We start from the raw sequence: 26,319 nt of genomic DNA, 5'->3' as shown, positions 1-26,319 counted from the left end.
GGCGCTCTAGGCACGATATCCGGGCCAACAATCCCTGGAAACGAGTTCGAGATTAGAGCCGATGACCGAGCAAGACCGGCAACCCGAAGACACGACTGCCGCGACCGGCGAGCCCGTGGTGTCAAAACCCTACATCATGCCCGACGATCCCGAGCCCGGCTCGGTCGAGCTGTTGCAGAAGGAAGCCGCCGAGGCGCGTGACCGCATGCTGCGGACGCTGGCCGAGATGGAGAATCTGCGCAAGCGTACCACCAAGGAGGTCGCCGACGCCCGCCTCTACGGCATCACCGGCTTTGCCCGCGACGTGCTCGACATCGCCGATAATCTTCAGCGCGCGCTCGATGCCGTTCCGGCCGAGGCCCGCGCCACGGCCGATCCCGGCCTGATCTCGCTGATCGAAGGCGTCGAGCTCACCGAGCGTTCGCTGCTCAACGCGCTGGAAAAGCACGGCGTGAAGAAGCTCGATCCGCAGGGCCAGAAGTTCGACCCGAACTTCCACCAGGCGATGTACGAAGTGCCCGATGCGTCGGTGCCGTCGGGCACCGTGGTGCAGATCATGCAGGCCGGCTACACCATCGGCGAGCGCGTGCTGCGCCCGGCCCTGGTCGGTGTCGCCAAGGGCGGCGCGAAGCCCGCGGCGAACAACAACGAGTCGAGCGGCGCGGCGAACTGATTTTTTTGCGTCATTCCGGGCGGCTCGAAGAGCCGAACCCGGAATCTCGGGATTCTCAGGTGCGCAACGGCGCACCATAGTTCGATGCTTCGCATCGCCCCGGAATGACAGTCATCTAGCCCTGCGCGCTCGCGATATCCGCAGACTGAATCCGCTTCACGCCGGCCTTGGCCATATCGGCCCAGGCTTTTGCCAGCGAGCCCTGCGTGTCGATGCCGCGGCAGGCGTCTTCCACCACATAGACCTCGAAGCCAGCCTTGCGCGCGTCGAGCGCGGTCCAGGCGACGCAGAAATCCGTCGCGAGCCCTGCGACGAAGACGCGCTTGATCTTGCGTCCCCTCAGATAGCCGGCAAGTCCCGTCGAGGTCTTGCCGTCGGCTTCGAGGAAGGCCGAATAGCTGTCGACGTCCTTGTGAAAGCCCTTGCGGATGATGAGCTCGGCGTGCGGGATCGCAAGGTCCTTCGACAGCGAAGCGCCATCGGTGCCCTGCACGCAATGGTCGGGCCACAGCACCTGCTTGCCATAGGGAAGGTCGACGGTCTCGAACGGCTTCTTGCCGGAATGCACCGACGCAAACGAGATGTGGCCCGGCGTGTGCCAGTCCTGCGTCATCACCACATTCGCAAATGCTCTCGAGATCTTGTTGATGACGGGCACCACCTGCTCGCCCTCTTTCACCGCGAGGCTGCCGCCGGGCAGGAAGCAGTTCTGCACGTCGATCACGAGCAGCGCGGAGGCATCGTCCGGCTTGATCGATGCCGCTGCAAGGAGTGCGGTTGGAGCCAGCGTTGCAAGCGCCGTCGTCCCAAGCATTGCCAAGACTTGTCGCCGATCCAGCATCGTTCGCCTCCCCTTCGGATGAACTCAACGGAGACGAAGCCTAGTTCCGTTCGTGTACGAACAGAAGCCCGAAAATGCGGCCGGCTTTGATGAGGGGTTGGGCGTGCAGCCTCAACACCGCTGTCGTCCCGGACAAGCGCAGCGCAGATCCGGGACCCATACCCCCAGGGAGAAGTTTGGCGAAGACTCTTCGTGGGTACTGCGACCGACCGCAATCGCGAGATCACGCGGTATGGGTCCCGGCCCCCCGCGCGCAATTGCGCGCTAGGCCGGGACGACACCGAGTGTGTTGGAGCGCCTCTGGCCTACCCCTTCGGCTGGATGCCGTCGCGCACGGCGCGGAAGCGAGTGAAGGCGGCCAGCCACTGGTCGCGCGGGGCGCTGGCGATGATGCGCAGCGAGGCGCCTCCGCTCGAGAAGCGGATCCACTGCACCACGGTCACCGGGACCTTGTCCTTGCCGCTGATGCCGTCGATCCGGGTCTCGAAGCCTTGCTGGCCGTTGATGCGGATCGGCTCGGACATGGTGACGCGCGATTCGCGCACGCCGGGAATCTGCAGCGCCGCCTCCTGGGCGAAGCGGGCGCGGTCGTCGGCCTGCTGCGGCGTGGCGCCGATCAGGCCGAGGATCATGAACGGCTTCGACTCGTAACCGGTGCTCTCGTCGCCGTCCGCCAGGATGATGCTCGAGCCCGGCGCCAGAGTGCGGATGTCCTTGAATTCGGCGAGATCGGTGATCCTGAACGGCATCAGCGCGATCTGCTCCTCGGCCGAGACCTGCTTGCGGGTGGTGGCGGTCGCAAACATCTGCCGCACCGCCTCATCCGTGTAGATCTTGGTCGCATTGTCCGGGACCTGCACCGCGACGTAGCCGGAGAAGCCGGCGCCCGGCACGATCATCGAATAGCGCTTCACCGGGGTGTCGCCGGCCTTGCCGCTTTCGGTGGTGAAATAAGCGAGGCCCGCGGGCGTCTCGATCTTGTCCTGCTTGACGCCGCCAGCGCCGGCCGGATTGGAATTGAAGGCGCTCACGACCTCGCCATAGGCTGCCGGCGGCAGCTCGGTGATCAACACCTTGACGCTGCCATCCTCGCTCTCGAATCCCGGAAACGTTTTTGCCGTGCTGAGACCGACCAGCGGCACCATGCCGAGGCGCAAGCCGGGTGGAAACACGGCGTCGGCGGCGAAGGCCGGAAACGCGGAGGCGATCAGAAGGGCGAGCGCGGCGAGGGGGCGGATCAGCTTCATGGGCACTCTGATTGGTTCACATTGAGGCCGTTCGATGGTCGGCCACCGGGCCGCATTGTCGCGCGAAGCAGCTGTGGCGGCTGCCCGGCCGGTCCGCCTTTTACCGGGTTTGGGCTTGCGGCAACAGGGTGGGCGGGCTTGCGGTAGCGGGGGCTTGCTGAAGCCTGAACCTGTTAATAATTCCTCACCCGCAAGGGCGGTGAAGCCCGGATATCATCGTCCAAAACCCAATGTTTTCACGGCAGAAACGTAGCTTCGGTCCTTGCGGGCCCCTCCCCCCCTCCTATATGAGCCTCAATCATCGCAATATCGCGGATGTTTGATCTTAGGGGGTTTCGGTCGGGTGCCTTCTGGGCCCAGCCAACCTGCCGCAAAAACAAGGATATCAGGACCATGGGAAAGGTCATTGGGATCGACCTCGGCACCACGAATTCGTGCGTCGCCGTGATGGATGGCAAGAACGCCAAAGTCATCGAGAATTCCGAAGGCATGCGCACGACGCCTTCGATCGTCGCCGTGACGGACGACGGTGAGCGCCTCGTCGGCCAGCCGGCCAAGCGCCAGGCCGTCACCAATCCCGAGCGCACCTTCTTCGCAGTGAAGCGCCTCATCGGCCGCCGCTACGACGACCCGATGGTCGAGAAGGACAAGAAGCTCGTCCCCTACAAGATCGTGAAGGCTTCCAACGGCGACGCCTGGGTCGAGGCCGACGGCCAGACCTACTCGCCCTCGCAGGTCTCGGCGTTCATCTTGCAGAAGATGAAGGAGACCGCGGAAGCCCATCTCGGCCAGAAGGTCGATCAGGCCGTCATCACCGTTCCCGCCTACTTCAACGACGCCCAGCGCCAGGCGACCAAGGATGCCGGCAAGATCGCGGGCCTCGAAGTGCTGCGCATCATCAACGAGCCGACCGCGGCCGCGCTCGCCTATGGCCTCGACAAGACCAAGACCGGCACGATCGCGGTGTACGATCTCGGCGGCGGCACGTTCGATATCTCGATCCTCGAGATCGGCGACGGCGTGTTCGAGGTGAAGTCGACCAACGGCGACACCTTCCTCGGCGGCGAAGACTTCGACATGCGCCTGGTCGGCTATCTCGCCGACGAATTCCAGAAGGAGCAGGGCATCAACCTGCGCAACGACAAGCTCGCGTTGCAGCGCCTGAAGGAAGCCGCTGAAAAGGCCAAGATCGAGCTGTCCTCGACGACGCAGACCGAGATCAATCTGCCCTTCATCACCGCGGACCAGACCGGCCCGAAGCATCTGACGATGAAGCTCACCCGCGCCAAGTTCGAGGCGCTGGTCGACGACCTCGTCCAGAAGACCGTCGAGCCCTGCCGAAAGGCGCTGAAGGACGCCGGCGTCACCGCCGGTGAGATCGGCGAAGTGGTTCTGGTCGGCGGCATGTCGCGCATGCCGAAGGTCCAGGAAGTCGTGAAGCAGCTGTTCGGCAAGGAGCCGCACAAGGGCGTCAACCCGGACGAAGTCGTGGCGATCGGCGCTGCGATCCAGGCCGGCGTGCTCCAGGGCGACGTCAAGGACGTGCTGCTGCTCGACGTCACCCCGCTGTCGCTGGGCATCGAGACGCTGGGCGGCGTGTTCACCCGCATCATCGACCGCAACACCACGATCCCGACCAAGAAGAGCCAGGTGTTCTCGACCGCCGAGGACAGCCAGAACGCGGTCACCATCCGCGTCTTCCAGGGCGAGCGTGAAATGGCGGCCGACAACAAGATGCTCGGCCAGTTCGACCTGATGGGCATTCCGCCGGCTCCGCGCGGCATGCCGCAGATCGAGGTGACCTTCGACATCGACGCCAACGGTATCGTCAACGTCTCGGCCAAGGACAAGGCCACCGGCAAGGAGCAGCAGATCCGCATCCAGGCCTCCGGCGGCCTGTCGGAAGCCGACATCGAGAAGATGGTCAAGGACGCCGAGGCCAATGCCGAGGCGGACAAGAAGCGCCGCGAGGCCGTGACCGCCAAGAACGAGGCGGATGGTCTGGTGCATTCGACCGAGAAGGCTTTGGCCGAGCACGGTTCGAAGGTCGGCGAGACCGAGCGCCGCGCCATCGAGGATGCCGTCGGCGACCTCAAGGAAGCGCTGAAGGGCGACGATGCCGAGGCGATCAAGGCCAAGACCCAGACGCTGGCCCAGGCTTCGATGAAGCTCGGCGAGGCCATGTACAAGCAGCAGGCCGAGGCCGACGCCAAGAAGGACGCGGCCAAGGACGACGTCGTCGACGCGGAATTCACCGAAGTCGACGACGACAAGAACAACAAGAAGTCCGCCTGAACCCCAAGAGGGTCATGATGCGGACGGCTTGGACCCCACACGCTCTACCGGCCTCCTCCTTCGCGGGGGAGGCCGCCGTGTCGGGACGGACGGGCGGGTCGCCCGTTACGATCGATCAATTCCCAGCCGTTATGCTGAACGCCGCCAAGCGACCCTCTGCCGCCGGGCAGAAGGCTGCCTATATCGTCGTGTGGCGACGTCGTTTCGCTCCGACTTGAATCGCGATTGGATAGACCGAGTCCCACATGTCCACGTCCACCAAGCGCTGCTATTACGAAACTCTCGAAGTCGAACGCGATGCCGACGAATCCGTTCTGAAATCGTCGTTCCGCAAGCTGGCGATGAAGTTCCACCCGGACCGCAATCCCGGGGACGACACCAGCGAAGTCAAGTTCAAGGAAATCAACGAGGCCTACGAGGTCCTCAAGGACAAGGACAAGCGCGCGGCCTATGACCGCTACGGCCATGCCGCCTTCGAGCAGGGCGGCGGTGGCGCCGGCTTCGGCGCGGGTTTCGCCTCTTCCTTCTCCGATATTTTCGAAGATCTGTTCGGCATGGCCGGGCAGCGCGGCCGCGGCGGCCGCGAGCGCGGCGCCGACCTGCGCTACAACATGGAAATCACGCTCGAGGAAGCCTTCGGCGGCAAGACCGCGCAGATCGAGATTCCGGTCTCGGTCACCTGCGAGGCCTGCTCGGGCATCGGCGCCAAGGCCGGAACCAAGCCGAAGACCTGTTCGAGCTGCGGCGGCGCCGGCCGCGTGCGGCAGTCGCAGGGCTTCTTCACGCTGGAGCGGACCTGTCCGGGCTGCCAGGGCCGCGGCCAGATGATCGAGGATGCCTGCCCGTCGTGCTCGGGCCAGGGCCGCGTCACCCGCGAGCGGAATCTTTCGGTCAACATTCCCCCGGGCGTCGAGGACGGCACGAGGATCAGGCTCGCCGGCGAGGGCGAGGCAGGGGTCCGCGGCGGTCCGCCCGGCGACCTCTACATCTTCCTGTCGCTGGCCCAGCACCAGTTCTTCCAGCGCGACGGCGCCGATCTGCATTGCCGTGTGCCGATCTCGATGGTGACGGCCGCGCTCGGCGGCGAATTCGAGGTGCCGACCATCGAGAAGGGCAAGGCCAAGGTGAAGGTGCCGGCCGGGACCCAGTCGAACCGCCGGTTCCGCATTGCATCAAAAGGCATGCCGGTGCTGCGGTCGCGCCAGATGGGCGACATGTATGTTCAGGTCGTGGTCGAGACCCCGCAGAACCTCACCAAGAAGCAGCAGGAATTGCTGGCCGAGTTCGAAAAGCTGTCCTCCGGCAACACCCAGCCGGAATCCGAGGGCTTCTTCGCCAAGGTCAAGGATTTCTTCGGTAATCGGGCGAGTTGACCCGGCTTGACCATACCGCCTTCGGCCTATACGTCTTTATGACCATTTTCTGACACGCCGCGGTCCCGCGGTCCCGTCCGGTCCTGACATGCCATTGCCATCGTCCGCGCGTGCGTTGAAGAAGCCTCGTCTCGATGACGAGGTGCGCTTTCTCAGATCATGGATCGAAAAGCCCCTGCACATGGGCGCGGTGATGCCGTCGGGCAAGCTGCTGGCCCGGACCATGGCCCATTACGTCGATGTCGATTCGGACGCGCCTGTGGTCGAGCTCGGACCCGGCACCGGCGCCATCACCTCGGCCCTGATCGAGCGCGGCGTCGACCAGAAGCGTCTCGTCCTCGTCGAATACAATCCCGGCTTCTGCGCCCTGCTGCGCGACCGCTATCCGCAGGCCAAGGTGGTGCAGGGCGATGCCTATCGCCTGCGTGACACGCTCTGGAACGTCCTGAGCGCGCCGGCCTCCGCGGTCGTCTCCGGCCTGCCGCTGGTGACAAAGCCGATGCTGACGCGGCTGCGGCTGATCCGCGACGCCTTCACGGCGCTCGCGCCCGGCGCGCCCTTCGTCCAGTTCACCTATGCGGTCGTGCCGCCGATCCCGAAATCGCTGCCCGGCGTGTCCACAGAGGCTTCGGAACGGATCTGGATGAACCTTCCGCCCGCCCGCGTCTGGGTGTATCGCAAGCACTAATTCCGCCGGCTCGGTTCTTTGCGCGGCGGGCTCGTTTCGCCGAACGCATTGGATTGGATGTCAGCTCCCAAGATCCTTATCATTCCCGGCTCGCTGCGCACCGGCTCGCACAATGCGAAGCTGGCGGCGGTCGCCGCCTATGAGTTTGCCCGGGCCGGCGTGGACGTCACCCGCATCTCGCTCGCCGATTTTCCGCTGCCGATCTATGACGGCGATCTCCAGGCCAAGTCTGGGCTGCCGAAGCACGCGATCAACCTCAAGCGCATGATCGGCGCGCATCATGGCGTGCTGATCGTCTCGCCCGAATACAATGCCTCGGTGCCGCCGCTGCTCAAGAACGCAATCGACTGGGTCAGCCGCGTGCACGATCTGCACGAGGCGCGCGGCGATGTGTTTCGCAACCGCGCCTTCGCGCTCGCCGGCGCCTCGCAGAGCCGGCTCGGCGCGGCCCGTGCCCTGCAGGCGCTGCGGCTGATCCTGACCTCCTGCCACGCCAATGTGATTGCCAGCCAGCTCACGCTTGCCTTTGCCGACCAGGCCTATGACGATATGGACAGGCTCAAGAACGAGGGCGATATCGCCGCGTTGAAGGAGTTGGTGGCGCAGTTGATCGACTTTTCCCAACGCATGATGTGAGGTGACATGACGCCAGCCGAGATCGCCCCCAAGGACCGCCTGATCGTCGCGCTCGATCTGCCCAGCGTCGATGCCGCGGAGGCGACGATCAATCGTCTCGGCGACAGCGTCAGCTTCTACAAGATCGGTTATCGGCTCGCTTATGCCGGCGGATTGCCGCTGGTCGGCAAGCTCGCCGACAAGGGCAAGAAGGTCTTTCTCGATCTCAAGCTGCACGACATCGGCAACACCGTGATGCAAGGCGTCGAAAGCATCACCAGGCTCGGCGCCACCTTCCTCACCGTGCACGCCTATCCGCAGACCATGAAGGGCGCAGTCGAAGGCCGCGGCAATTCCAGCCTGAAGATCCTCGCCGTCACGGTGCTGACATCCTACAACGAGGACGATCTGCATGCGGCCGGCTATCGGCTCGGCGTCTCCGAGCTGGTCGAGGCCCGCGCGCAGCAGGCGCAGGTGCTTGGCATCGACGGACTGGTGTCGTCGCCGGAGGAAGTTGGGGCCTTGCGCAAGATCGTCGGCCACCAGATGCATCTCGTCACCCCCGGCATCCGGCCGGTCGGTTCGGCGACCGGCGACCAGAAGCGCATCATGACGCCGGGCCGCGCGATCGCCGCCGGCGCCGATTATCTCGTCGTCGGACGGCCGGTCGTCGAAGCCGCCGATCCGAAGGCGATTGCGGAAGCCATCCAGGCCGAGATCGCGCAGGCGCTCTGAGCACGATCCGGAAAAGTGTGAAGCGGTTTTCCGATCAGATCATGCTCAAATGAAGATCAGCAACAACAGGGAGAAGAACAATGGCAAAAGGCTACTGGATCGGGCGCGTCGATGTGAGCAGTGACGAGGGCTACAAGCCCTACGCCGTCGCCAACGGCCCGATCTTCAAGAAGTGGGGTGGTCGCTTCGTCGTCCGCGCCGGAAAGTTCACCACCGTCGAAGGCGCCAGCCGCACCCGCAACGTCGTGATCGAATTCCCGGACTACGAGACCGCGATCGCCTGCTACAATTCGCCGGAATACCAGGCCAACATCAAGGTGCGCCAGCCGCACTCGGTCGCCGACCTCATCATCATCGAGGGCTATGACGGCCCGCAGCCGTCTGACGGCTGAGGCGTGCTGCTGGTCTTCCCCTGCGCGGGAGGGGCCGTCGCATTTGAACGTTCACGAGGGGTCGTCATGCCCGGGCTTGTCCCGGGCATCCACGTTCTTCTTGCGCGTGGCAAGGCGTGGATGGCCGGGCTAAACAACAAGCCCGGCCATGACGCTTTAGAGAGGGTCGCCCGTCTGCTCCCCCCTCGGTTGCCGGAACTGCGTCCCCCCGCTACAACGGCCATGAGAGGATCACACCATGTCCGACATGCGCCTGATTGTTGCTGGAGCCGGTGGCCGGATGGGCCGCGCGCTGGTGCGGGCGATTGCCGAGAGCAAAGGCGCGGTGCTGGCCGGCGCGCTCGAGGCGCCCGGCTCGGAGCTGCTCGGCAAGGATGCCGGTGTGCTCGCAGGACTGCCGGCCAACGACATCAAGCTCTCCGCTGACCTCTGGGCGATGTCGAAGGAGGCCGACGGCATCCTCGACTTCACCGTTCCGGCGGCGACCATCGCAAATGTCGCGATCGCGGCACAGCGCGGGATCGTGCATGTCGTCGGCACGACCGGATTGTCGGGCTCCGACAATGCCGTGATCAAGAGCGTCACCAACCGCGCCGTCGTGGTGCAATCAGGCAATATGAGCCTCGGCGTCAATCTGCTGGCCGCCGTGGTCAAGCGCGTCGCCAAGGCGCTCGACCAGAGTTTTGATATCGAGATCGTCGAGACCCATCACCGGATGAAGGTCGATGCGCCATCCGGCACCGCGCTGATGCTGGGGCAGGCCGCAGCCAGCGGCCGCGGCGTCACCCTCGATGACCATTCCGAGCGTGGCCGTGACGGCATCACCGGCGCGCGCAGGCCGGGCAATATCGGTTTCGCCTCGTTGCGCGGCGGCACCGTCGCCGGCGATCACAGCGTCACCTTCCTCGGCCCGTTCGAGCGCCTGACGCTGTCGCACCAGGCCGAGGATCGCATGCTGTTCGCCCATGGCGCGCTGAAGGCGGCGCTGTGGGCGCATGGCAAGAAGCCGGGCCACTACTCCATGGCCGACGTGCTCGGCCTCGCCGATATCTGATCGACGAGCATGATCCGGAAAGTGTGGAGCGGTTTTCCGACAAGATCATGCTCAAACAAATAACCCGAACGGAAAGCAGTCAATGAGCGAACGTCTTCTCGTGCTCGTGCGCCACGGCCAGAGCGAATGGAATCTGAAGAACCTGTTCACGGGTTGGAAGGACCCTGACCTCACCGAGCTCGGCGTCAAGGAAGCCACGGAAGCCGGCCGCAAGCTGAAGGCGCAGGGCCTCGTGTTCGACGTCGCCTACACTTCGGTGCTCACCCGCGCGCAGCACACGCTCGACCTCATTCTCGGCGAGCTCGGCCAGGAGGGCCTGCCGACGACGAAGAACCTCGCGCTGAACGAGCGCGATTACGGCGATCTCTCCGGCCTCAACAAGGACGACGCGCGCAAGAAATGGGGTGAGGACCAGGTGCTGATCTGGCGCCGCTCCTACGACGTGCCGCCGCCCGGCGGCGAAAGCCTGAAGGACACCCTTGCACGTGCATTGCCGTACTACGTGCAGGAGATCCTGCCCGGCGTGCTCAACGGCAAGCGCACGCTGGTCGCTGCCCACGGCAATTCGCTGCGCGCGCTGATCATGGTGCTGGAAAAGCTCTCACCCGAAGGCATTTTGAAGCGCGAGCTGGCGACGGGTGTGCCGATCATCTACCGGCTCAATGCGGATTCGACGGTGGCCTCGAAGCTCGATCTGGCGGGTTAGCGACGGTCTCGTAGGGTGGGCAAAGCGACTTGTCCGCCGTAGCTCGAAGAGCGAAGGCGGAAGCGTGCCCACGTTCTGTCGGCCGTTTCAGAGAGATCGTGGGCACGGCGCGTTGCGCCTTTGCCCACCCTACGGCATCTCGCCTAGCCTACTGCACCCCCAATTGCCCGGCTTCCCAGCCCAGCATCGCCTGCTTGCGGGTGATGCCCCAGTGATAGCCCGTCAGTGTGCCGCTCTTGCCGAGCGCGCGGTGGCAGGGCACGACGAACGAGACCGGGTTCTTGCCGACCGCCGCGCCGACGGCGCGCGAGGCCTTCGGGCTGTTGATGTTGCAGGCGATGTCGGAATAGGACACCGCGCGCCCCATCGGGATTTTCAGCAGCGTCTCCCACACCCGCACCTCGAAATCGGTGCCGATCATCACCACGCGCAGCGGCTGGTCCGGCCGCCACAGTTTTGGATCGAAGATGCGCTGCGCCAGTGGCGCGGTGCCTTCGTGATCTTCGAAATAGGTCGCGTTCGGCCAGCGCCGGGTCATGTCGGCCAGCGCGACCTTCTCCTCGCCATGATCGGCGAAAGCGAGGCCCGACAGGCCGCGATCGGTCGCGATCACGATGGCCGTCCCGAACGGCGAGGGGTGAAAGCCGTAACGCAAGGTCAGGCCGGCGCCGCCGTTCTTCCATTCGCCCGGCGACATCGCTTCATGGGTCACGAAGAGATCGTGCAGCCGTCCCGGGCCTGACAGCCCGGAGTCGAGCGCGGCGTCGAGGATGCTCGCGGAGTCCCGCAGCAGACCCTTGGCGTGATCGAGCGTCAGGGCCTGCATGAAAGCCTTCGGCGTGATCGAGGCCCAGCGGCGGAACAGATGGTGCAGCTCATCCGGCGTGACCCCGGCCGCATCCGCCATCGCCTCGATGGTCGGCTGCGCGCGCCAGTTCTCCGAGATGAAGGCGATCGCCCGGCGCACCGAATCATAGTCGCGCAGCGCGGCGTTCTGGGTGCCCGGCCTGGCCAGGCGCTGGTCATGTATGGCGAGTGTCATCATGACTGGAAATGTAGGAGAGGGACGGGTGGGAAACCACCCGATTTCTGACTGCACTCAGGTCACCGGATTGTAAGTCGGGCCGCGCCGGGCGGCGTTCAGGGCGCCGACCAAGGCATTGTAAAAGCTAGCTTTTTCCTCTGGCCCGAGAAAGCCGGCAATGAGCAGCCGGCGGCCGCGGGAAATCAGATAGACGTGCTCGATGCCGTATTCCTCGTCGACCTCCTGGTCGAGCCGGACCCAGAGCGGATTGAACGTCCATTCCGAGACCTGGCCACGATGGCTGACGCGGCGCACCCGCAGCTCCGACGGCGTGACCACGATCTCTTCGCTGGCCCGCGCCGCGCGGAAATTGGCCTTGAAGGCCCACCAGATCACGAGCACGTCGAGGCCGAAGAAGCCGAACACCGGCCAGGCACCCATCATCAGGAAGGCGAGGCCCGTGACGAAGCTGACCACGCTCAGGAACAGCATCACGGCGAGGAAGCCGGTGCGGTTCAGCGAGCGGTGCGGCGTCAGCAGCGCGGAGAAGATCTGCACCTCGCGCGGATCAGGATCGCTGCCCTCAATTTCGTTGCCTGTGCTCATCGTCCCTCAGTATATCCCGATCATGGCGAAAATCACCCGCAAGCCGGCTCCGCGCAACGCGCCGGTGCCGAAGAAGAAGGCAAAGGCGATCGTCGCGAAGCCGAACGCGCCCGCCAAGAAGACGCTCAAGGCGATAAAGCGCTGGACGCCCGCCGAGATCCACGAGGTCTTCAGCCGTTTCCGCAAAGCCAACCCGGAACCGAAAGGCGAGCTCGAGCACGTCAATCCGTTCACGCTGCTGGTCGCCGTGGTGCTGTCGGCGCAGGCAACCGACGCCGGCGTCAACAAGGCGACGCGCGCCTTGTTCGAAATCGCTGACACCCCGCAGAAGATGCTCGATCTCGGCGAGGAGCGCTTGCGCGAGTACATCAAGACCATCGGCCTCTACCGCACCAAGGCAAGGAACGTGATCGCGCTGTCCGCCAAGGTGCTCAGCGAGTTCGGCGGCGAGGTGCCGCGCACGCGCGCCGAGATCGAGTCGTTGCCCGGCGCCGGACGCAAGACCGCCAACGTCGTGCTCAACATGGCCTTCGGCGAGCACACCATGGCGGTCGACACGCATGTCTTCCGCGTCGGCAACCGCACGGGACTTGCGCCCGGCAAGACGCCGCTCGAAGTCGAGCTTGGTCTCGAAAAGGTGATCCCGGCCGAGTTCATGCTGCATGCCCATCATTGGCTGATCCTGCACGGCCGCTATACTTGCCTCGCACGCAAGCCGCGCTGCGAGGTCTGCCTGATCAACGATCTGTGCCGGTGGCCGGAGAAGACGATCTGAGCAACCGATGTCATTCCGGGGCGATGCGCAGCATCGAACTATGGTGCGCCATTGCGCACCTGAGAATCTCGAGATTCCGGGTCTGGTCCTTCGGACCATCCCGGAATGATGGCGGTGAGATTCGAGTCCAAGCGCAGCCGATTTTGGGGGGCATGTCGTGAGTCAACAGGAACAGGTCTCGTCGCCGCCATCGGCCGCCGCAGCACCAGCCTCACCGCCCAAGCCGACACAGCCTCCGGCGACCTCACTCTGGAGCCGGTTCGCGATCCCGCTGTTCGCCGTGATCGTCGCGCTCGGCTTCGTCGCGCTGGCGACGTTGCGTTTCGACGAATGGGTCGGCAATGCGGCGATCCAGACCACCAATGATGCCTATGTGCGCGCCGAGTTGACCCGGCTTTCCAGCCGTGTCTCGGGCGAAGTGCTGACCGTCGCCGTGACCGACTTCCAGCGCGTCAAGGCCGGTGATCTCCTGATCCAGATCGATCCCGCCGACTATGAGGCCCAGGTCGCGCAGTCCGAAGCTTCGGTCGCCGCCGCGCAGGCCACGCTCGACAATCTGGCCAGCCAGATCGAGCTGCAATATGCGACGATCGCGCAGGCGCAGGCGGCGCGGCTCTCCGCGGAAGCCCTGGAGGTCGAGGCGCGGCAGGAGCAGGAGCGTCAGCAATCGCTGTCGCAGACCGAAGCCGGCACGCGGCAGCGGCTCGAGCAGGCGGTGGCTGCTTACGCCAAGGCGCAGGCCGACGTGCGCGCGAGCCGCGCCGTGATCGCAGCCCAGCAGCATCAGCTCGAAGTCCTGCAAGGCACCCGGAAGCAGCGCGCCGCCGATGTCGCCGCGGCCAAGGCAACGCTGGCGGGTGCGAAGCTCAAGCTCGGCTACACCAGGATATCGGCGCCGTTCGACGGCGTCGTCGGCGAGCGCCAGGTGCAGCCCGGCGACTACGTCAATATCGGCACCAACCTCATCAACGTGGTGCCGCTGCCGAAGGTCTATGTGATCGCGAACTACAAGGAGACCCAGCTGACGCACGTCGCGCCGGGCCAGCCGGTCGAGATCACCGTCGACAGTTTTCCGCGCGAGACGCTGCGCGGCACGGTCGAGCGCATCGCGCCGGCGACGGGGGCGCAAGTGGCGCTGCTGCCGCCCGAAAACGCCACCGGCAATTTCACCAAGGTCGTGCAACGCATTCCGGTGCGGATCCAGCTCGATGATAACCAGCCGCTGCTGGCGCGGCTGGTGCCGGGCATGTCGGTCGTCACCCGCATCGACACCAAGGCTGCGAATGGCGGAAAATGACGACGCCGATCGCGGACCGCTGTCGCGCGGCGGCGTCGCGCCGCGGCCGCTGTTCGCCGTTGCGGCGGTGCTGCTCGGCTCCTTCCTCGCCAATTTCGACAGCCGCCTGACCACGGTCGGCCTGCCCGACCTGCGCGGCGCGTTCTCGCTCAGCTTCGACGAGGGCGCCTGGCTTTCGACCGCCGGCATCGGCTCGCAGATCTTCATCGCGCCGGCAGTGGCATGGCTCGCGACCGTGTTCGGGCTGCGGCGCGTGCTTGGCATTCCGAGCCTGGTCTATGCCGTCATCTCGCTGATCGTTCCCTTCGTGCACGATTATCCAACGCTGCTCGCGCTCAGCGTCGTGCATGGCCTCCTGCTCGGCACCTTCGTGCCGGCGACGCTGATGATCGTGTTCCGCAATCTGCCGATCCGGTGGTGGCTGCCGGCGATCTCGATCTATTCGATCCGCGTCGGCTTTGCGCTCGATACCTCGAGCTCGCTGGTCGGCTTCTATGTCGATCATCTCGGCTGGCAATGGCTGTACTGGCAAAGCGTCGTGATCGCGCCGCTGATGGGGCTGATGGTCTATCTCGGCACACCGAACGAGCCCGTGAACCGCGCGCTGCTGCGCGAGGCCGATTGGGGCGGCATGCTGCTGCTCGGCGCAGGTGTCGCGATGATCTACGCCGGGCTCGATCAGGGCAACCGGCTGGACTGGCTGGGTTCGGGAACGGTGATGGCGCTGCTCGTCGGTGGCGCGGTGCTGTTCGCAGGCTTCCTCGTCAACGAGTCGCTGGTGCGGCAGCCCTGGGCGCATGTGAACGTCTTGTTCTCGCGGAATATCGGATTGGGGCTGGTGCTGATCCTGCTCTACACGCTGACCAGCCTGTCCAACGCCTCGCTGGTGCCGAATTTCCTCGCTGCCATCGCCCTGCTCAGGCCCGAGCAGAGCGGCGTGCTGCTGCTCACCTATGGCGCGCTCCCGATGTTCGTGCTGGTGCCGCTCTCGATCTGGCTGCTGCGGCATTTCGATACGCGCACCGTGATTGTCGTGGGTTTCGCCTGCTTCGCCGCCGCCAATCTCTGGGGCACGCAGCTCACCCATGACTGGGCGCGCGAGGACTTTGTCGGCATCGTGCTGCTCCAGGCGATCGGGCAGTCGCTGACCTTGCTGCCGCTGATCATCACGCTGCTGTCGAACTCCGACCCGAGCCGCGCGACGTCGTTCGCGGCCTATATCCAGATCATGCGGCTCGGCGGCGCCGAGATCGGCGTGGCGCTGATGGGGACATGGCTGCGCGTGCGCGAGCAAGTCCACTCCTTCTATCTCGGCCAGAACCTCGGCGTCGGCGACGTCGACGTGGTGCGGATGCTGAAGCAGCTTGCCGATCACTTCGCTGCCCACGGCGCCGGACTGGCACAGCCGCGCGCGATCGGCACGCTGGCGGGCATCGTGCAGCGCGAGGCCAACGTGCTCGCCTATATCGACGGCTTCTGGCTGTGCTTCTGGCTCGCGATAGCCGCGCTCGGTGTCCTCGCACTGATCACCCGTGCGCCGGCGGGCCCGTTCACGCCGGCGCCATTCGGCTTCGCCAAGACGGTGCTGCGCAAGTGTGGCGTGCAGGTGACGTAGAGCGCGTTACCGCATCTGCCGCGCCGGCTCGATCAGCTCGGGCCGCGGGCCCGACAGCCGCTTGTGCATGTGGACCATGAAGGCCATGCCGAAGATCGGCGTCGCCAGGTTCACGATCGGGATCGAGACGAAGGCGGCGATGAAGAGGCCGGCGGTGAAGATGGTGGCGGCATTGTCGCGCCGCATCGCCTTGGCCTCTTCCGGCGAGCGGAAGCGCATCGCGGCGAGCTCGAAATATTCGCGGCCGAGCAGCCAGGCGGCGGCGAGGAAGAAGATCAGGAAGCCTGCCCCGGCGAAAAGCACCAGCGGCAACGCGATCAGATAGACCAGGATGGTCAGGAGCGCGGTCTTGATGCCCTCGAAGATCGCCTGGCTGAACGGCAGCGCGAGGCCCGGCTGCTCGGCGGGATAATGCTCGCGCTCGACGATGTCGGCGACGTCGTCGACGAACAGGCTCGCCACCAGCGAGGTGATCGCGGGCATCAGGAATACGCCGCCGAACACGACGCCGAGGCCCGCCGCGATCGAGACGATCCAGGACAAGACCTCGAGCGAGGTGTGCCAGCCCGGCCCGAGCAGGCCTTCCAGCCAGACCTCACCGGAGGTCGCAAACCAGCTCAGCAGCCGCTGCAGCCCGATCGCCAGCACGGTGATCAGCACGAGCGCAAGCCCGACCGATCGCCACAGGATCGAGCGCATCGGCGGCGAGATCATTTGCGACAGCGCCTTGATGGCGGCATCCAGCATGGGGGACCCTCTGAGGTAAACACCCTGCGAGAGGTAGACACCCAATGCGGCTTCGGCAAGGGAGGGCGGTTGCCCAAGGCACGACCGTGTCCCGGACGCAGTGCGGCATGCAATGGCGCGCTGCTGAGCCGGGACCCAGGAGATTGCGGCGAGATGGGCCCCGGCTCAGCGGCGCACCGCTGAAGAAGCGCTGCGCCGCGTCCGGGGCACGCAAGCTCGCTCCTACCCATCCCGGTGCCCGTGCTTCCGCGCCTTCCCCTGCTTGCCTTCGCCGGTCGGGATCATCACCACGCGGCCGTAGCGGACGCCGCGTTCGGCGATGATGTGGTCGGCGAAATGCCTGACTTCGGCGGCATCGCCGCGCAGCGCCGTCATCTCCATGCAATTGTTGTCGTCGAGATGGACGTGCAGCGTCGCCAGCGCGAGGTCGTGATGGCCGTGGAATTCCTGCACCAGGCGTTTTGACAGATCGCGGGCGGCGTGGTCGTAGACATAGACGAGACCGGCCACGCATTGGCCGGTCTGCGCGGTGTCCTCGGTGCTCTGCTGCAGGCCGGCGCGGGCGAGATCGCGGATGATCTCGGAGCGGTTCTGGTAGCCGCGGGCTTCCGCCGCCGCGTCGATCTCCGCCAGCAGATCGTCCTCGATCGTGATGGTAATTCGCTGCATCAGGTCCTCTCCGCGCGTACCCGCTGAATGGACCTGTCTTACACGGATTTCGTCCCCCTCAAAGCCGCGTCGCCCGCAGCCGCAGCGCATTTCCGACCACGCTGACCGAGGACAGCGCCATCGCCGCCGCGGCGATGATCGGCGAGAGCAAGACGCCGAAGGCGGGATAGAGGATGCCGGCCGCGATCGGAATGCCGGCGGCGTTGTAGATGAAGGCGAAGAACAGGTTTTGCCGGATGTTGCTCATCGTCGCCTGCGACAGCTTTCGCGCCCGGACGATGCCGACGAGGTCGCCCTTGAGCAGGGTCACGCCCGCGCTCTCCATCGCCACATCCGTGCCGGTGCCCATGGCGATGCCGACTTCCGCGGCGGCCAGCGCCGGCGCGTCGTTGACGCCGTCACCGGCCATCGCGACGCTGCGGCCGGCCTTTTGCAGCCTGGTGACCACCGCGCTCTTTTGGTCCGGAAGCACCTCGGCCTCGACCTCGGCAATGCCGAGCCGGCGCGCCACCGCTTCCGCCGTGGTGCGGTTGTCGCCCGTCAGCATGATGACCTTGATGCCTTCGGCCGCGAGCGCCTTCAGCGCTTCCGGCGTCGAGGCCTTGACCGGATCGGCGATCGCGAACAGGCCGGCGAGCCGGCCGTCGACGGCCATGTTGATCACGGTGGCGCCGTCCTGGCGCAGCCGTTCGGCGTCAGTGTCGAGCGCGGTAGTGTCGATGCCGATCGACGTCAGATATCTGGCATTGCCGAGCGCGATGGTCTTGCCGTCGACCTTGCCGGTGGCGCCTTTGCCGGTCGGCGAGTCGAATTGCTCGACCTGACCGAGGGCAAGCTGCTTCTCTTTGGCCGCGCGCATGATCGCGTCGGCCAAAGGATGCTCGCTGGCACGCTCGACGCTGGCCGCAAGCCGGAGAATGTCATCCTCCGCAAAGCCTGACGCCGGCACGATTGCAACCACCTTGGGCTTGCCTTCGGTGAGCGTTCCTGTCTTGTCGACCACCAGCGTGTCGATCTTCTCCATCCGCTCCAGCGCCTCGGCGTTCTTGATCAGCACGCCGCCTTGCGCTCCGCGGCCGACGCCGACCATGATCGACATCGGGGTTGCGAGGCCCAGCGCACAGGGGCAGGCGATGATCAGCACGCTGACGGCAGCGACCAGGCCGAAGGCCAGCCGCGGCTCAGGTCCGAACCAGGCCCAGGCGGCAAAGGCGGCGATCGCGACGACGATGACGGTGGGCACGAACCAACCCGCGACCTGGTCGGCCAGCCGCTGGATCGGCGCGCGCGAGCGCTGCGCGTCCGCGACCATTTGCACGATCTGCGACAGCAGCGTCTCGCGTCCGACCTTGTCGGCGCGCATGATGAAGCTGCCCGACTGGTTCAGCGTGCCGGCGATCACCTTCGCGCCGCTCTCCTTCGTCACCGGCATGGACTCGCCGGTGACGAGCGATTCGTCGAGCGAGGACCGGCCCTCGAGGATCTCGCCGTCGACAGGCACCTTTTCGCCGGGACGGACGCGCAGGCGATCGCCGGCATGCAGCGCGTCGATTTCGACCTCGTGCTCGCTGCCGTCGTCATCGACGCGGCGCGCGGTCTTCGGCGCAAGCTGAAGCAGCGCCTTGATCGCGCCGGAGGTTGCGTCACGGGCGCGCAGCTCCAGCACCTGGCCGAGCAGCACCAGCACGGTGATGACGGCAGCCGCTTCGAAATAGACGGCAACAGCACCTTCATGGCCGCGGAACGTGGCGGGGAAGATCTGCGGCACGACGGTGCCGATGATGCTGTAGACATAGGCAACCCCGGTGCCCATCGCGATCAGCGTGAACATGTTGAGGTTGCGCGTCAGCAGCGACTGCCAGCCGCGAACGAAGAACGGCCAGCCGGCCCATAGCACCACGGGGGTGGCGAAGGCGAGCTGGATCCAGTTCGACAGCGTCTGATCGATCCAATTGTGCGAGCCCGCGAGATGGCCGCCCATCTCCAGCACCACGGCCGGCAGCGCCAGCGCGCCGCCGATCCAGAACCGCCGCGTCATGTCGGCGAGCTCGGGGTTGGGGCCGGTCTCCAGGCTTGCAACTTCCGGCTCCAGCGCCATGCCGCAGATCGGACAGCTGCCGGGTCCGACCTGGCGGATCTCCGGATGCATCGGGCAGGTGTAGATCGTGCCCGCGGGCATCTCCGGCTCGGGCGCCTTGTCCTTGGCGAGATATTTTGCGGGATCGGCGGCAAACTTGGTGCGGCAGCCGGCCGAGCAGAAATGGAAGGTCTCGCCGTGATGGTCGAAACGGTGCTTCGAGGTCGTGGGATCGACCGTCATGCCGCAGACGGGGTCGTGCACCTTGCTGGCCGCATCGCCATGGTCATGCGCGTGATGATGGCCGTGGCCGGCATGATTGCCGTGCCCGCCGCAGCAGGAGGACGCCGCCGGCTTGGTCGCTTCCGTTTTGGCGGAACAACCGCATCCGGAATGTGCGTCCCCGCCCTGATGATGCCTGTGTTCGTTCATTGTCCCTGCTCCGGCCTTGTACCCGGGGTCTTGCAACCCATACCCGGTAGGGGTATATAGACCCCATGCGCAAGGACATCAAGGCATCTGTCGGAAAACGCCTCGGCCGGATCGAGGGCCAGGTTCGCGGCCTCTCGAAAATGGTAGAGGAGGACCGCTACTGCATCGACATCGTGACGCAGATCTCTGCGGTGCGGGCCGCACTGCGCCGGGTCGAGGAAGAGGTCCTCAAGGACCACGTCGCCCATTGCGTCGAGCACGCGATCGCGAGCGGCGACAAGGCCGACCAACGCGAGAAGATCGCGGAGCTGATGGCGGTGATCGGACGGGCGGAGCGGTAGGTTTTCACCGTCGCTGCGCTCGTGATGATTGTTGTTGAGCGAGATCGCGCCATAACTCCGGTGTCCTCCCTGCGAACGCAGGGATCCATAACCCAGGGAGATGTTGGCGAAGACTCGTTGTTCGGTATGTCTACCGCGACCACTCGATAGATCACGCGGTATGGGTCCCTGCTTTCGCAGGGACGACAGCGGTTACGCCGCAATTTCTCTCGCCCGGCCACGGCGCCTCGGGCGGTACATCGCCAGCTTCTTCAGCAGCGGGACAGGCCCGGGAACGCTTTCAGCCGTCACCGCAGGCTGTGCACTCACTTGCGCAGCCGGAATTTCAGCCGGCGCCTCTTCGTCAACCGCCTCAGGAACGAGCGGCGGCGCACTGATCGTTTCTGGAAACACACTGAATGTGCCCGCTACCTCCTCGAGCGGCTTCTGCTTGTCGGCCCAGTGCAGGGCGGTGTAGTCGAACCCGTGCACGATGGTGGGTTTGACGACTTCGAAATAGGGCGAGATGTCGAAGTCGCGGGGCATGTAGAGCGAGGAATCGCGGATGTGCAGGATCTCGCGGCGGGCGGCGCGGCTGCCGGCCTTGGTGATCTTGGGCAGGATCGGATAGCGCACCGCATCGAACGCCTGCGCGATCAGCGCCGAGCAGATGATCTTGGTCGGATCGCCCGAGCCAATCGCGATCATGCGTCGCCGCCAGCGCTGCGGCACCGGCAACGGGAACAAGAAGCGCATGAGGTCGACGATGTTCTTGGTGTCGTAGCCGAAGCCGATGCGGTTGATCGCATAGCGGCAGACCGTGGTGCGGTCCTCGTAGGACAGCCCGACCGGGCGGCAGACCCGGGTGTGATACGGGAAATATTTCGACAGCGGCGCAGAGGTGACGCCTTCGCCGATATTGGCCTCGATCAGCACATGCGGTTCGCCGTCGGGCTCCGCGGCGCCCTCGACCGGGCCGACATAGAGCGCGGCATGCGACCAGGTCGACTGCGTCAGATATTTGATGATGCCTGAGATGCGGTTGTTGCCCTCGACCAGCAGCACGTCGCCGGGCTCGATCACGCCGCGCAAGTGCTCCGGGTCGCTCGGCGTGAACGGCTCGTAGCCCGGCACCTCCTTGGAGAGGTACGCGGCAATCAGCTTGCCGACTGAATCTAGGACCGTCCCCATTTCCAACTCCCCCCACGACCTTTTGCGGCCGTCTTTTTCCCTTCTCTATCATGGTCGAAACGTCTTGCAATTCGGTTCATCACTCCGTGACTTCAAGCACGATTGATTCACCATGATGGTTGCCGTGCAACATCAGATGCGGCAAGGTTCGCTGACTGTTCCCGTTCGCCGCAAGTCCTCGGAAACCATGACATGACAATCACGCGCCGCGGTTTCCTTTCGGCGTCGGCGAGTCTTGCCGCCGCAATGCCGGTCCTGCGCGCAACCGCCGCGCCCCTGCCGCGCGAGGCGGATATCGTCGTGATCGGTGCGGGGGCCGCCGGAATCGCCGCGGCGCGGCGCATCATGGCGACGGGCCGCAAGGTCGTCGTGATGGAAGCGGCATCGCAGATCGGCGGCCGCTGTATCACCGACAGCACCACCTTCGAGGTGCCGTTCGACCGTGGTGCGCGCTGGATGCACAATCCCGACACCAATCCGATGATCCGGCTGGCGCGCAGTGTCGGGCTGGACGTGATGCCGGCGCCATCGGGCCAGAAGATGCGCATCGGCCGCCGCAACGCGCGCGCGGGCGAGACCGAGCAATTCCTGGCGGCGCTGGTGCGCGCCAACCGCGCCATCGACGATGCTTCGCGGGCCAAGCTGGATACCTCTTGCGCCTCCGTGCTGCCGAAGGATCTCGGCGACTGGGCGGGGGCGGCCGAATTCATGCTGGGCGCGGGCTTTGCCGGCAAGGACCTGAAGGAGCTGTCCGCGATCGACAAGGGACGCGCGCAGGATCGCAACGCGGCGATCGCCTGCCGTCAGGGCCTGGGCACGCTGATCACCAAGCTCGGCGAGCAGGCGCCGGTGGCGCTGTCGACGCCGGCGAGCCGCATCAGCTGGAGCAACCGCGACGTCAGCGTGGAGACGCAAGCCGGCAAGATCGCCGCGCGCGCCGCCATCGTCACAGTCTCGACCAACGTGCTGACATCGGGCGCGATCAAGTTCACGCCCGACATTCCCAAACGCACGTTGGACGCGGCGTCAAAGCTGGGCCTCGGCAGCTATGATCGGATCGTGCTGCAATTGCCCGGCAATCCGCTCGGCCTGTCGCGCGACGATATCCTTATCGAGCAGAGCAATTCGGCGCGCACGGCGCTGATGTACGCCAATATCGGCGGCTCCTCGCTGTGCTCGATCGACGTCGGCGGCGCGTTCGGCCGCGATCTCTCCGAGCAGGGCGAGAAGGCGATGGTCGCCTTCGCCAGGGAATGGATCACGAAATTGTTCGGTAGCGAGGCTGCGGCTGCCGTCGGGAAGACCAGCGCTACGCGCTGGACCGCCTCGCCCTACGTCCTGGGTGCGATGTCGGCGGCTTCCCCTGGCGGCCAGCTGTCGCGAAAAATCCTGAGCGAGCCGATCGGCAACGTGTTCCTTGCCGGCGAAGCCACGCACGAGACGCTGTGGGGCACCGTCGACGGCGCCTGGGAAAGTGGCGAGCGCGCTGCGGACGCAGCCTTGCGCAAGATCGGTGCGCTCAAGGACGACACCACCGATGTGCCGACGCAATCGACGAAAAAGCGCAGAGCGCCGCGGCAGTAAGGCAATCAAGCCGCCAAACACTCCGCCGTCGTCCCTGCGAACGCAGGGACCCATAACCACAGGGAGACGTTTGACGAAGCCTCGCAGTTGAGAGATCGTCGTCGGGACTGTCACTTGTGTCTTATCGATAGATCACGCGGTATGGGTCCCTGCGTTCGCAGGGACGACAGCGGAGATAATCAGCGCAACACCCCGTCCAGCACCGGCAGTCCCGCGATCACCGCCATCGCGATTAGACCATAGCAAATCGCGCGAAATACTTTCTCGCTGGCGCGGCCGAACAGCGAGGCGCCGAATGCGACGCCAGCCGCATAGACCGGCCCGACGATCAGCGAGAGCACGAGCGACTCGCGGCTGATCAGACCCGTGGACGCGTAACTGATCATCGAGAAGAAATCAGACGCGCCGAAGAACAGCACGATATTGGCGCGCGCGACGATCGGCGCGATCGGGCGACCGAGCCAGTAGCCGACGATCGGCGGCCCGCCGGTCTGCGCGAGGCCGCTGCAGAAGCCCGACAGGCCGCCGATTCCGACCGAGAGCCAGGCGTGGTCCTTGCCGCGATAGCGCCAGCCCGACAGCAACAGAAGCAGCAGCGCGGCGACGAAGCAGGAGATGATCCAGCGCGTGGTGACGGGCTCGAGCACGCTGAGGAAATAGGTGCCGACGGGGACGCCGATCAGCGCGCCCAGCACGATCACGGCGGTGGCCTTGCGATCCGCCTTCCGCCACGCATCCGGCAGCAGCGGCGCGGCCGCGACGAAATCGATCACCAGCAGCAGCGCGGCAACGAGCCGCGGCGCCGCGATGCTGCTCGCCAGCGGCATGAAGATCAGCGCCGAGCCGAAGCCGGAGAAGCCGCGGGCGGTGCCCGAAACGAAAGCGACGGCGCAGAGCGCCATCGCAATGGTGAGGCTGACGTCCTTCGGAAGGAAATCAGCGAGGGTCATCCGCGCAGAACGCCGCCGGTCTTCTTGGTGACCTCCGCCACGATCTTCGCCGCGACGGCCTCGATCTCCTGATCGGTCAGGGTCTTCTCGCGCGGCTGAAGCGTGACCGCGACCGCGATCGACTTCTTGCCGTCATCGATGCCCTTGCCCTCGTAGACGTCGAAGACGTTGACGGCGGTGATCAGCTTCTTGTCGACGCCTTGCGCGGCACGGACGATGTCGCCGGCCTTGACAGCGCGATCGACGATGAAGGCGAAGTCGCGCGACACCGGTTGGAATGCCGACAGCTCGATCACCGGCTTGGCGCGGGTCGGCTTCTTCTTCGCCTCCGGGATGCGGTCGAGGATCACCTCGAACACCATCAGCGGCCCGTCGGCACCGAGCGCCTCGAGCGCGCGCGGATGCACCTCGCCGAAAGTGCCGAGCACGTTCTGCGGCCCGATCTGGATCGTGCCGGAGCGGCCCGGATGCAGCCAGCCGGGACCGCCGGCCACGATCTGCAGTGCCTGCATCGGCGCGCCGGCCGCAGCCAGCACCGCCAGCGCATCGGCCTTGGCGTCGAACACATCGGCCTGCGCCGAGCCGGTCCAGTGCCGTCCGAGACCTTCGGACGAAGCAAAGCCACGGCGCACGCCGCTCGCCGCCATGAACTGGTCCTGCGGGCGATCACCTTTGAACACCTGGCCCACTTCGAACAGCGCGACATCGCCAAAGCCGCGATCGGCATTGGCCTGCGCCGCCGCGATCAGCCCTGCGAGCAGGGTCGGGCGCATATCCGAAAGATCGGACGCGATCGGGTTGGCCACTTCGAGCTCGCGCTGGCCACCGCCGAACAATTCAGCCGCAGTCTTGTTGATGAACGACCAGGTCACCGCCTCGATGATGCCGCGGCCCGCCAGCGCGCGCCGGGCGCGGCGGGTGCGCAGCTGCAACGGGGTCAGCACCGGTTTGCGCGCGTCCTCGCCGCGCTCGAACGGCGTCATCGGCACCTTGTCGACGCCGAAGATGCGGACGATCTCCTCGACGATGTCGGCCTTGCCGTGCACGTCGGAGCGCCAGGACGGCACCGCGACTTTCACCACCGGGCCGGGGCCGGCCATCATGAAGCCGAGATGGGTCAGGATGCGCTTCATCTCGACCTGCGGCACCTCGATGCCGGAGAGACGCTTCACTTCCGTCACCGGGAAATCGATCACGCGGTCGTCGCCGAAGGATTTGCCGACCACGACGTTCTCGGACGGTGCGCCGCCGCACATCTCCATCACCAGCTTGGTCGCGAGCTCGAGGCCAGGCACCATGAAGGCCGGATCGACGCCGCGCTCGAAGCGGTAGCGCGCATCGGAATTGATGCCGAGCTTACGGCCGGTCTGGGCGATGTTGATCTCGTTCCACAGCGCGGACTCGATCAGCACGTCGGTCGTGGTCTCGTCGCAGCCCGAGGCTTCGCCACCCATGATGCCGGCAAGAGATTCGACGCCGTGCTCGTCCGCGATCACGCAGATGGCGGGATCGAGATTGTAGGTGCGGCCGTCGAGCGCCAGCAGCGTCTCGCCGTCGCGCGCGCGGCGCACGACGAGATTGCCCTTCACCTTCCTGGCGTCGAACACGTGCAGCGGGCGTGCGCGGTCGTAGGTCATGAAGTTGGTGATGTCGACCAGCGCATTGATCGGGCGCAGACCGATCGCGGTCAGCCGCTTCTGCAGCCATTCCGGCGACGGCCCGTTCTTCACGCCGCGCACGAGGCGGAGCGCAAAGCCCGGACACAGCGTGGCGTCCTCGACCGTGACCTTCACGGGACACGGGAATTCGCCCTTGATCGGCTTGATGGTGGGATCCCTAAACTTGCCCATGTCGGCGGCGGCGAGATCGCGCGCGATGCCGTGCACGCCGGTGCAGTCCTGCCGGTTCGGCGTCAGATTGATCTCGACCACGGGATCGCCGAGCGCTGCCCATTCGGCATAGCCGGCGCCGATCGGCGCGTCCGCCGGCAATTCCATGATGCCGTCATGGTCGTTGGAGATCTGCAGCTCGGCCGCCGAGCACAGCATGCCGCGGCTCTCGACGCCGCGAATGGTGCCGACGCCGAGCGTGATGTCCTTGCCGGGAATGTAGGTGCCGGGGGCTGAGAACACGCTGACGAGGCCCGCACGCGCATTCGGCGCGCCGCACACGACCTGCACGGGCGCACCGCCGTCGCCGGTGTCGACCATGCAGACGCGCAGGCGATCCGCGTTCGGATGCTGCTCGGCCGAGATCACCTTCGCGATGGTGAAGGGCTTCAGCGCCTTCGCCTTGTCCTCGATGTTCTCGACCTCGAGCCCGATCATGGTGAGCTTCTCGGCGAGCTTGTCCAGCGGCTCGTCGGTCTCGAGATGGTCCTTCAGCCAGGAGAGGGTGAATTTCATTTTGCGTT

Annotated in this window: 24 protein-coding genes; 14 read left to right on the top strand and 10 right to left on the bottom strand. The window is 65.6% G+C overall.

What is annotated here, in order from left to right:
• The first annotated feature begins 61 nt into the window (after nt 1–61).
• Complete coding sequence (gene grpE, locus XI03_RS32575) at nt 62–673, top strand: nucleotide exchange factor GrpE (protein WP_271594396.1); 612 nt, start codon at nt 62–64, stop codon at nt 671–673.
• A gap of 115 nt (nt 674–788) precedes the next feature.
• On the opposite strand, the gene pncA is transcribed toward grpE, so the two are convergent.
• Both pncA and XI03_RS32565 read right to left on the bottom strand, forming a co-directional pair.
• Nucleotides 789–1,514 (bottom strand): bifunctional nicotinamidase/pyrazinamidase, encoded by a 726-nt coding sequence (gene pncA / locus XI03_RS32570; protein ID WP_028139409.1) that lies wholly within the window; start codon nt 1,512–1,514, stop codon nt 789–791.
• A 305-nt stretch (nt 1,515–1,819) separates the two neighbouring features.
• The gene (locus tag XI03_RS32565; protein ID WP_212477304.1) at nt 1,820–2,761 is read right to left on the bottom strand and encodes a hypothetical protein; all 942 of its coding nucleotides are present in this window, start codon (nt 2,759–2,761) and stop codon (nt 1,820–1,822) included.
• A gap of 393 nt (nt 2,762–3,154) precedes the next feature.
• Between XI03_RS32565 and dnaK the strand changes: the two genes are divergently transcribed.
• The 8 genes from dnaK (at nt 3,155) to XI03_RS32525 (ending at nt 10,619) form a co-directional block, all read left to right on the top strand.
• Nucleotides 3,155–5,056: a molecular chaperone DnaK gene (dnaK, locus tag XI03_RS32560; protein ID WP_028139411.1), complete on the top strand. Its 1,902-nt coding sequence runs from the start codon at nt 3,155–3,157 to the stop codon at nt 5,054–5,056.
• Between the two features lie 245 nt (nt 5,057–5,301).
• On the top strand, nt 5,302–6,429 hold the full coding sequence (gene dnaJ / locus XI03_RS32555) for a molecular chaperone DnaJ (protein ID WP_028139412.1): 1,128 nt from the start codon (nt 5,302–5,304) through the stop codon (nt 6,427–6,429).
• Nucleotides 6,430–6,517: 88 nt separating this feature from the next.
• Nucleotides 6,518–7,117 (top strand): class I SAM-dependent methyltransferase, encoded by a 600-nt coding sequence (locus tag XI03_RS32550; RefSeq protein ID WP_038948644.1) that lies wholly within the window; start codon nt 6,518–6,520, stop codon nt 7,115–7,117.
• 57 nt (nt 7,118–7,174) lie between these two features.
• Nucleotides 7,175–7,753 (top strand): NADPH-dependent FMN reductase, encoded by a 579-nt coding sequence (locus XI03_RS32545; RefSeq protein WP_028139414.1) that lies wholly within the window; start codon nt 7,175–7,177, stop codon nt 7,751–7,753.
• A 6-nt stretch (nt 7,754–7,759) separates the two neighbouring features.
• The gene (gene pyrF / locus XI03_RS32540; protein WP_028139415.1) at nt 7,760–8,467 is read left to right on the top strand and encodes an orotidine-5'-phosphate decarboxylase; all 708 of its coding nucleotides are present in this window, start codon (nt 7,760–7,762) and stop codon (nt 8,465–8,467) included.
• An 80-nt stretch (nt 8,468–8,547) separates the two neighbouring features.
• The gene (locus XI03_RS32535; protein ID WP_027566211.1) at nt 8,548–8,859 is read left to right on the top strand and encodes a DUF1330 domain-containing protein; all 312 of its coding nucleotides are present in this window, start codon (nt 8,548–8,550) and stop codon (nt 8,857–8,859) included.
• A gap of 238 nt (nt 8,860–9,097) precedes the next feature.
• Nucleotides 9,098–9,913 (top strand): 4-hydroxy-tetrahydrodipicolinate reductase, encoded by an 816-nt coding sequence (gene dapB, locus XI03_RS32530; RefSeq protein ID WP_028139416.1) that lies wholly within the window; start codon nt 9,098–9,100, stop codon nt 9,911–9,913.
• An 82-nt stretch (nt 9,914–9,995) separates the two neighbouring features.
• A complete protein-coding gene (locus XI03_RS32525; protein WP_028139417.1) occupies nt 9,996–10,619 on the top strand; it encodes a 2,3-bisphosphoglycerate-dependent phosphoglycerate mutase in 624 nt (207 codons plus the stop codon).
• 148 nt (nt 10,620–10,767) lie between these two features.
• Here XI03_RS32525 and XI03_RS32520 read toward each other — a convergent pair whose 3' ends face one another.
• Nucleotides 10,768–11,664 (bottom strand): methylated-DNA--[protein]-cysteine S-methyltransferase, encoded by an 897-nt coding sequence (locus XI03_RS32520; RefSeq protein ID WP_097668242.1) that lies wholly within the window; start codon nt 11,662–11,664, stop codon nt 10,768–10,770.
• Nucleotides 11,665–11,718: 54 nt separating this feature from the next.
• Nucleotides 11,719–12,249: a DUF2244 domain-containing protein gene (locus tag XI03_RS32515; RefSeq protein ID WP_038948641.1), complete on the bottom strand. Its 531-nt coding sequence runs from the start codon at nt 12,247–12,249 to the stop codon at nt 11,719–11,721.
• Nucleotides 12,250–12,271: 22 nt separating this feature from the next.
• Between XI03_RS32515 and nth the strand changes: the two genes are divergently transcribed.
• The 3 genes from nth to XI03_RS32500 all read left to right on the top strand — a co-directional run bounded on the left by nth (nt 12,272) and on the right by XI03_RS32500 (nt 15,936).
• A complete protein-coding gene (gene nth, locus XI03_RS32510) occupies nt 12,272–13,024 on the top strand; it encodes an endonuclease III (protein ID WP_271594395.1) in 753 nt (250 codons plus the stop codon).
• Between the two features lie 157 nt (nt 13,025–13,181).
• Nucleotides 13,182–14,321, top strand: a complete 1,140-nt coding sequence (locus tag XI03_RS32505; RefSeq protein WP_271594394.1) for an HlyD family secretion protein — start codon at nt 13,182–13,184, stop codon at nt 14,319–14,321.
• Complete coding sequence (locus XI03_RS32500; protein WP_271594393.1) at nt 14,308–15,936, top strand: MFS transporter; 1,629 nt, start codon at nt 14,308–14,310, stop codon at nt 15,934–15,936. The genes XI03_RS32505 and XI03_RS32500 overlap by 14 nt, the downstream gene beginning before the upstream one ends.
• Before the next feature lie 6 nt (nt 15,937–15,942).
• On the opposite strand, the gene XI03_RS32495 is transcribed toward XI03_RS32500, so the two are convergent.
• From XI03_RS32495 to XI03_RS32485, 3 genes are all read right to left on the bottom strand, one after another.
• Nucleotides 15,943–16,683 (bottom strand): sulfate transporter family protein, encoded by a 741-nt coding sequence (locus XI03_RS32495; RefSeq protein ID WP_038948637.1) that lies wholly within the window; start codon nt 16,681–16,683, stop codon nt 15,943–15,945.
• A 222-nt stretch (nt 16,684–16,905) separates the two neighbouring features.
• On the bottom strand, nt 16,906–17,352 hold the full coding sequence (gene nikR / locus XI03_RS32490) for a nickel-responsive transcriptional regulator NikR (RefSeq protein ID WP_271594392.1): 447 nt from the start codon (nt 17,350–17,352) through the stop codon (nt 16,906–16,908).
• A 58-nt stretch (nt 17,353–17,410) separates the two neighbouring features.
• Nucleotides 17,411–19,861: a heavy metal translocating P-type ATPase gene (locus XI03_RS32485; RefSeq protein ID WP_271594391.1), complete on the bottom strand. Its 2,451-nt coding sequence runs from the start codon at nt 19,859–19,861 to the stop codon at nt 17,411–17,413.
• A gap of 65 nt (nt 19,862–19,926) precedes the next feature.
• Between XI03_RS32485 and XI03_RS32480 the strand changes: the two genes are divergently transcribed.
• Nucleotides 19,927–20,202, top strand: coding sequence for a metal-sensitive transcriptional regulator (locus tag XI03_RS32480; RefSeq protein WP_007598521.1), 276 nt, complete (start codon nt 19,927–19,929; stop codon nt 20,200–20,202).
• Between the two features lie 192 nt (nt 20,203–20,394).
• Here XI03_RS32480 and XI03_RS32475 read toward each other — a convergent pair whose 3' ends face one another.
• On the bottom strand, nt 20,395–21,372 hold the full coding sequence (locus XI03_RS32475) for a YiiX/YebB-like N1pC/P60 family cysteine hydrolase (protein WP_271594390.1): 978 nt from the start codon (nt 21,370–21,372) through the stop codon (nt 20,395–20,397).
• Nucleotides 21,373–21,564: 192 nt separating this feature from the next.
• Between XI03_RS32475 and XI03_RS32470 the strand changes: the two genes are divergently transcribed.
• Nucleotides 21,565–22,956, top strand: coding sequence for a flavin monoamine oxidase family protein (locus XI03_RS32470; protein ID WP_271594389.1), 1,392 nt, complete (start codon nt 21,565–21,567; stop codon nt 22,954–22,956).
• 179 nt (nt 22,957–23,135) lie between these two features.
• On the opposite strand, the gene XI03_RS32465 is transcribed toward XI03_RS32470, so the two are convergent.
• Both XI03_RS32465 and pheT read right to left on the bottom strand, forming a co-directional pair.
• Nucleotides 23,136–23,906, bottom strand: a complete 771-nt coding sequence (locus tag XI03_RS32465; RefSeq protein ID WP_271594388.1) for a sulfite exporter TauE/SafE family protein — start codon at nt 23,904–23,906, stop codon at nt 23,136–23,138.
• Nucleotides 23,903–26,311 carry a phenylalanine--tRNA ligase subunit beta gene (gene pheT / locus XI03_RS32460; protein WP_271594387.1) on the bottom strand — a complete coding sequence of 803 codons (2,409 nt, stop codon included), beginning with the start codon at nt 26,309–26,311 and terminating at the stop codon, nt 23,903–23,905. The genes XI03_RS32465 and pheT overlap by 4 nt, the downstream gene beginning before the upstream one ends.
• Between the last annotated feature and the right edge of the window lie 8 nt (nt 26,312–26,319).

The sequence above is a fragment of the Bradyrhizobium sp. CCBAU 65884 genome (genome assembly GCF_028128835.1).
Lineage (GTDB): Bacteria > Pseudomonadota > Alphaproteobacteria > Rhizobiales > Xanthobacteraceae > Bradyrhizobium > Bradyrhizobium ottawaense.
This window is presented reverse-complemented; position numbering and strand designations above follow the sequence as displayed.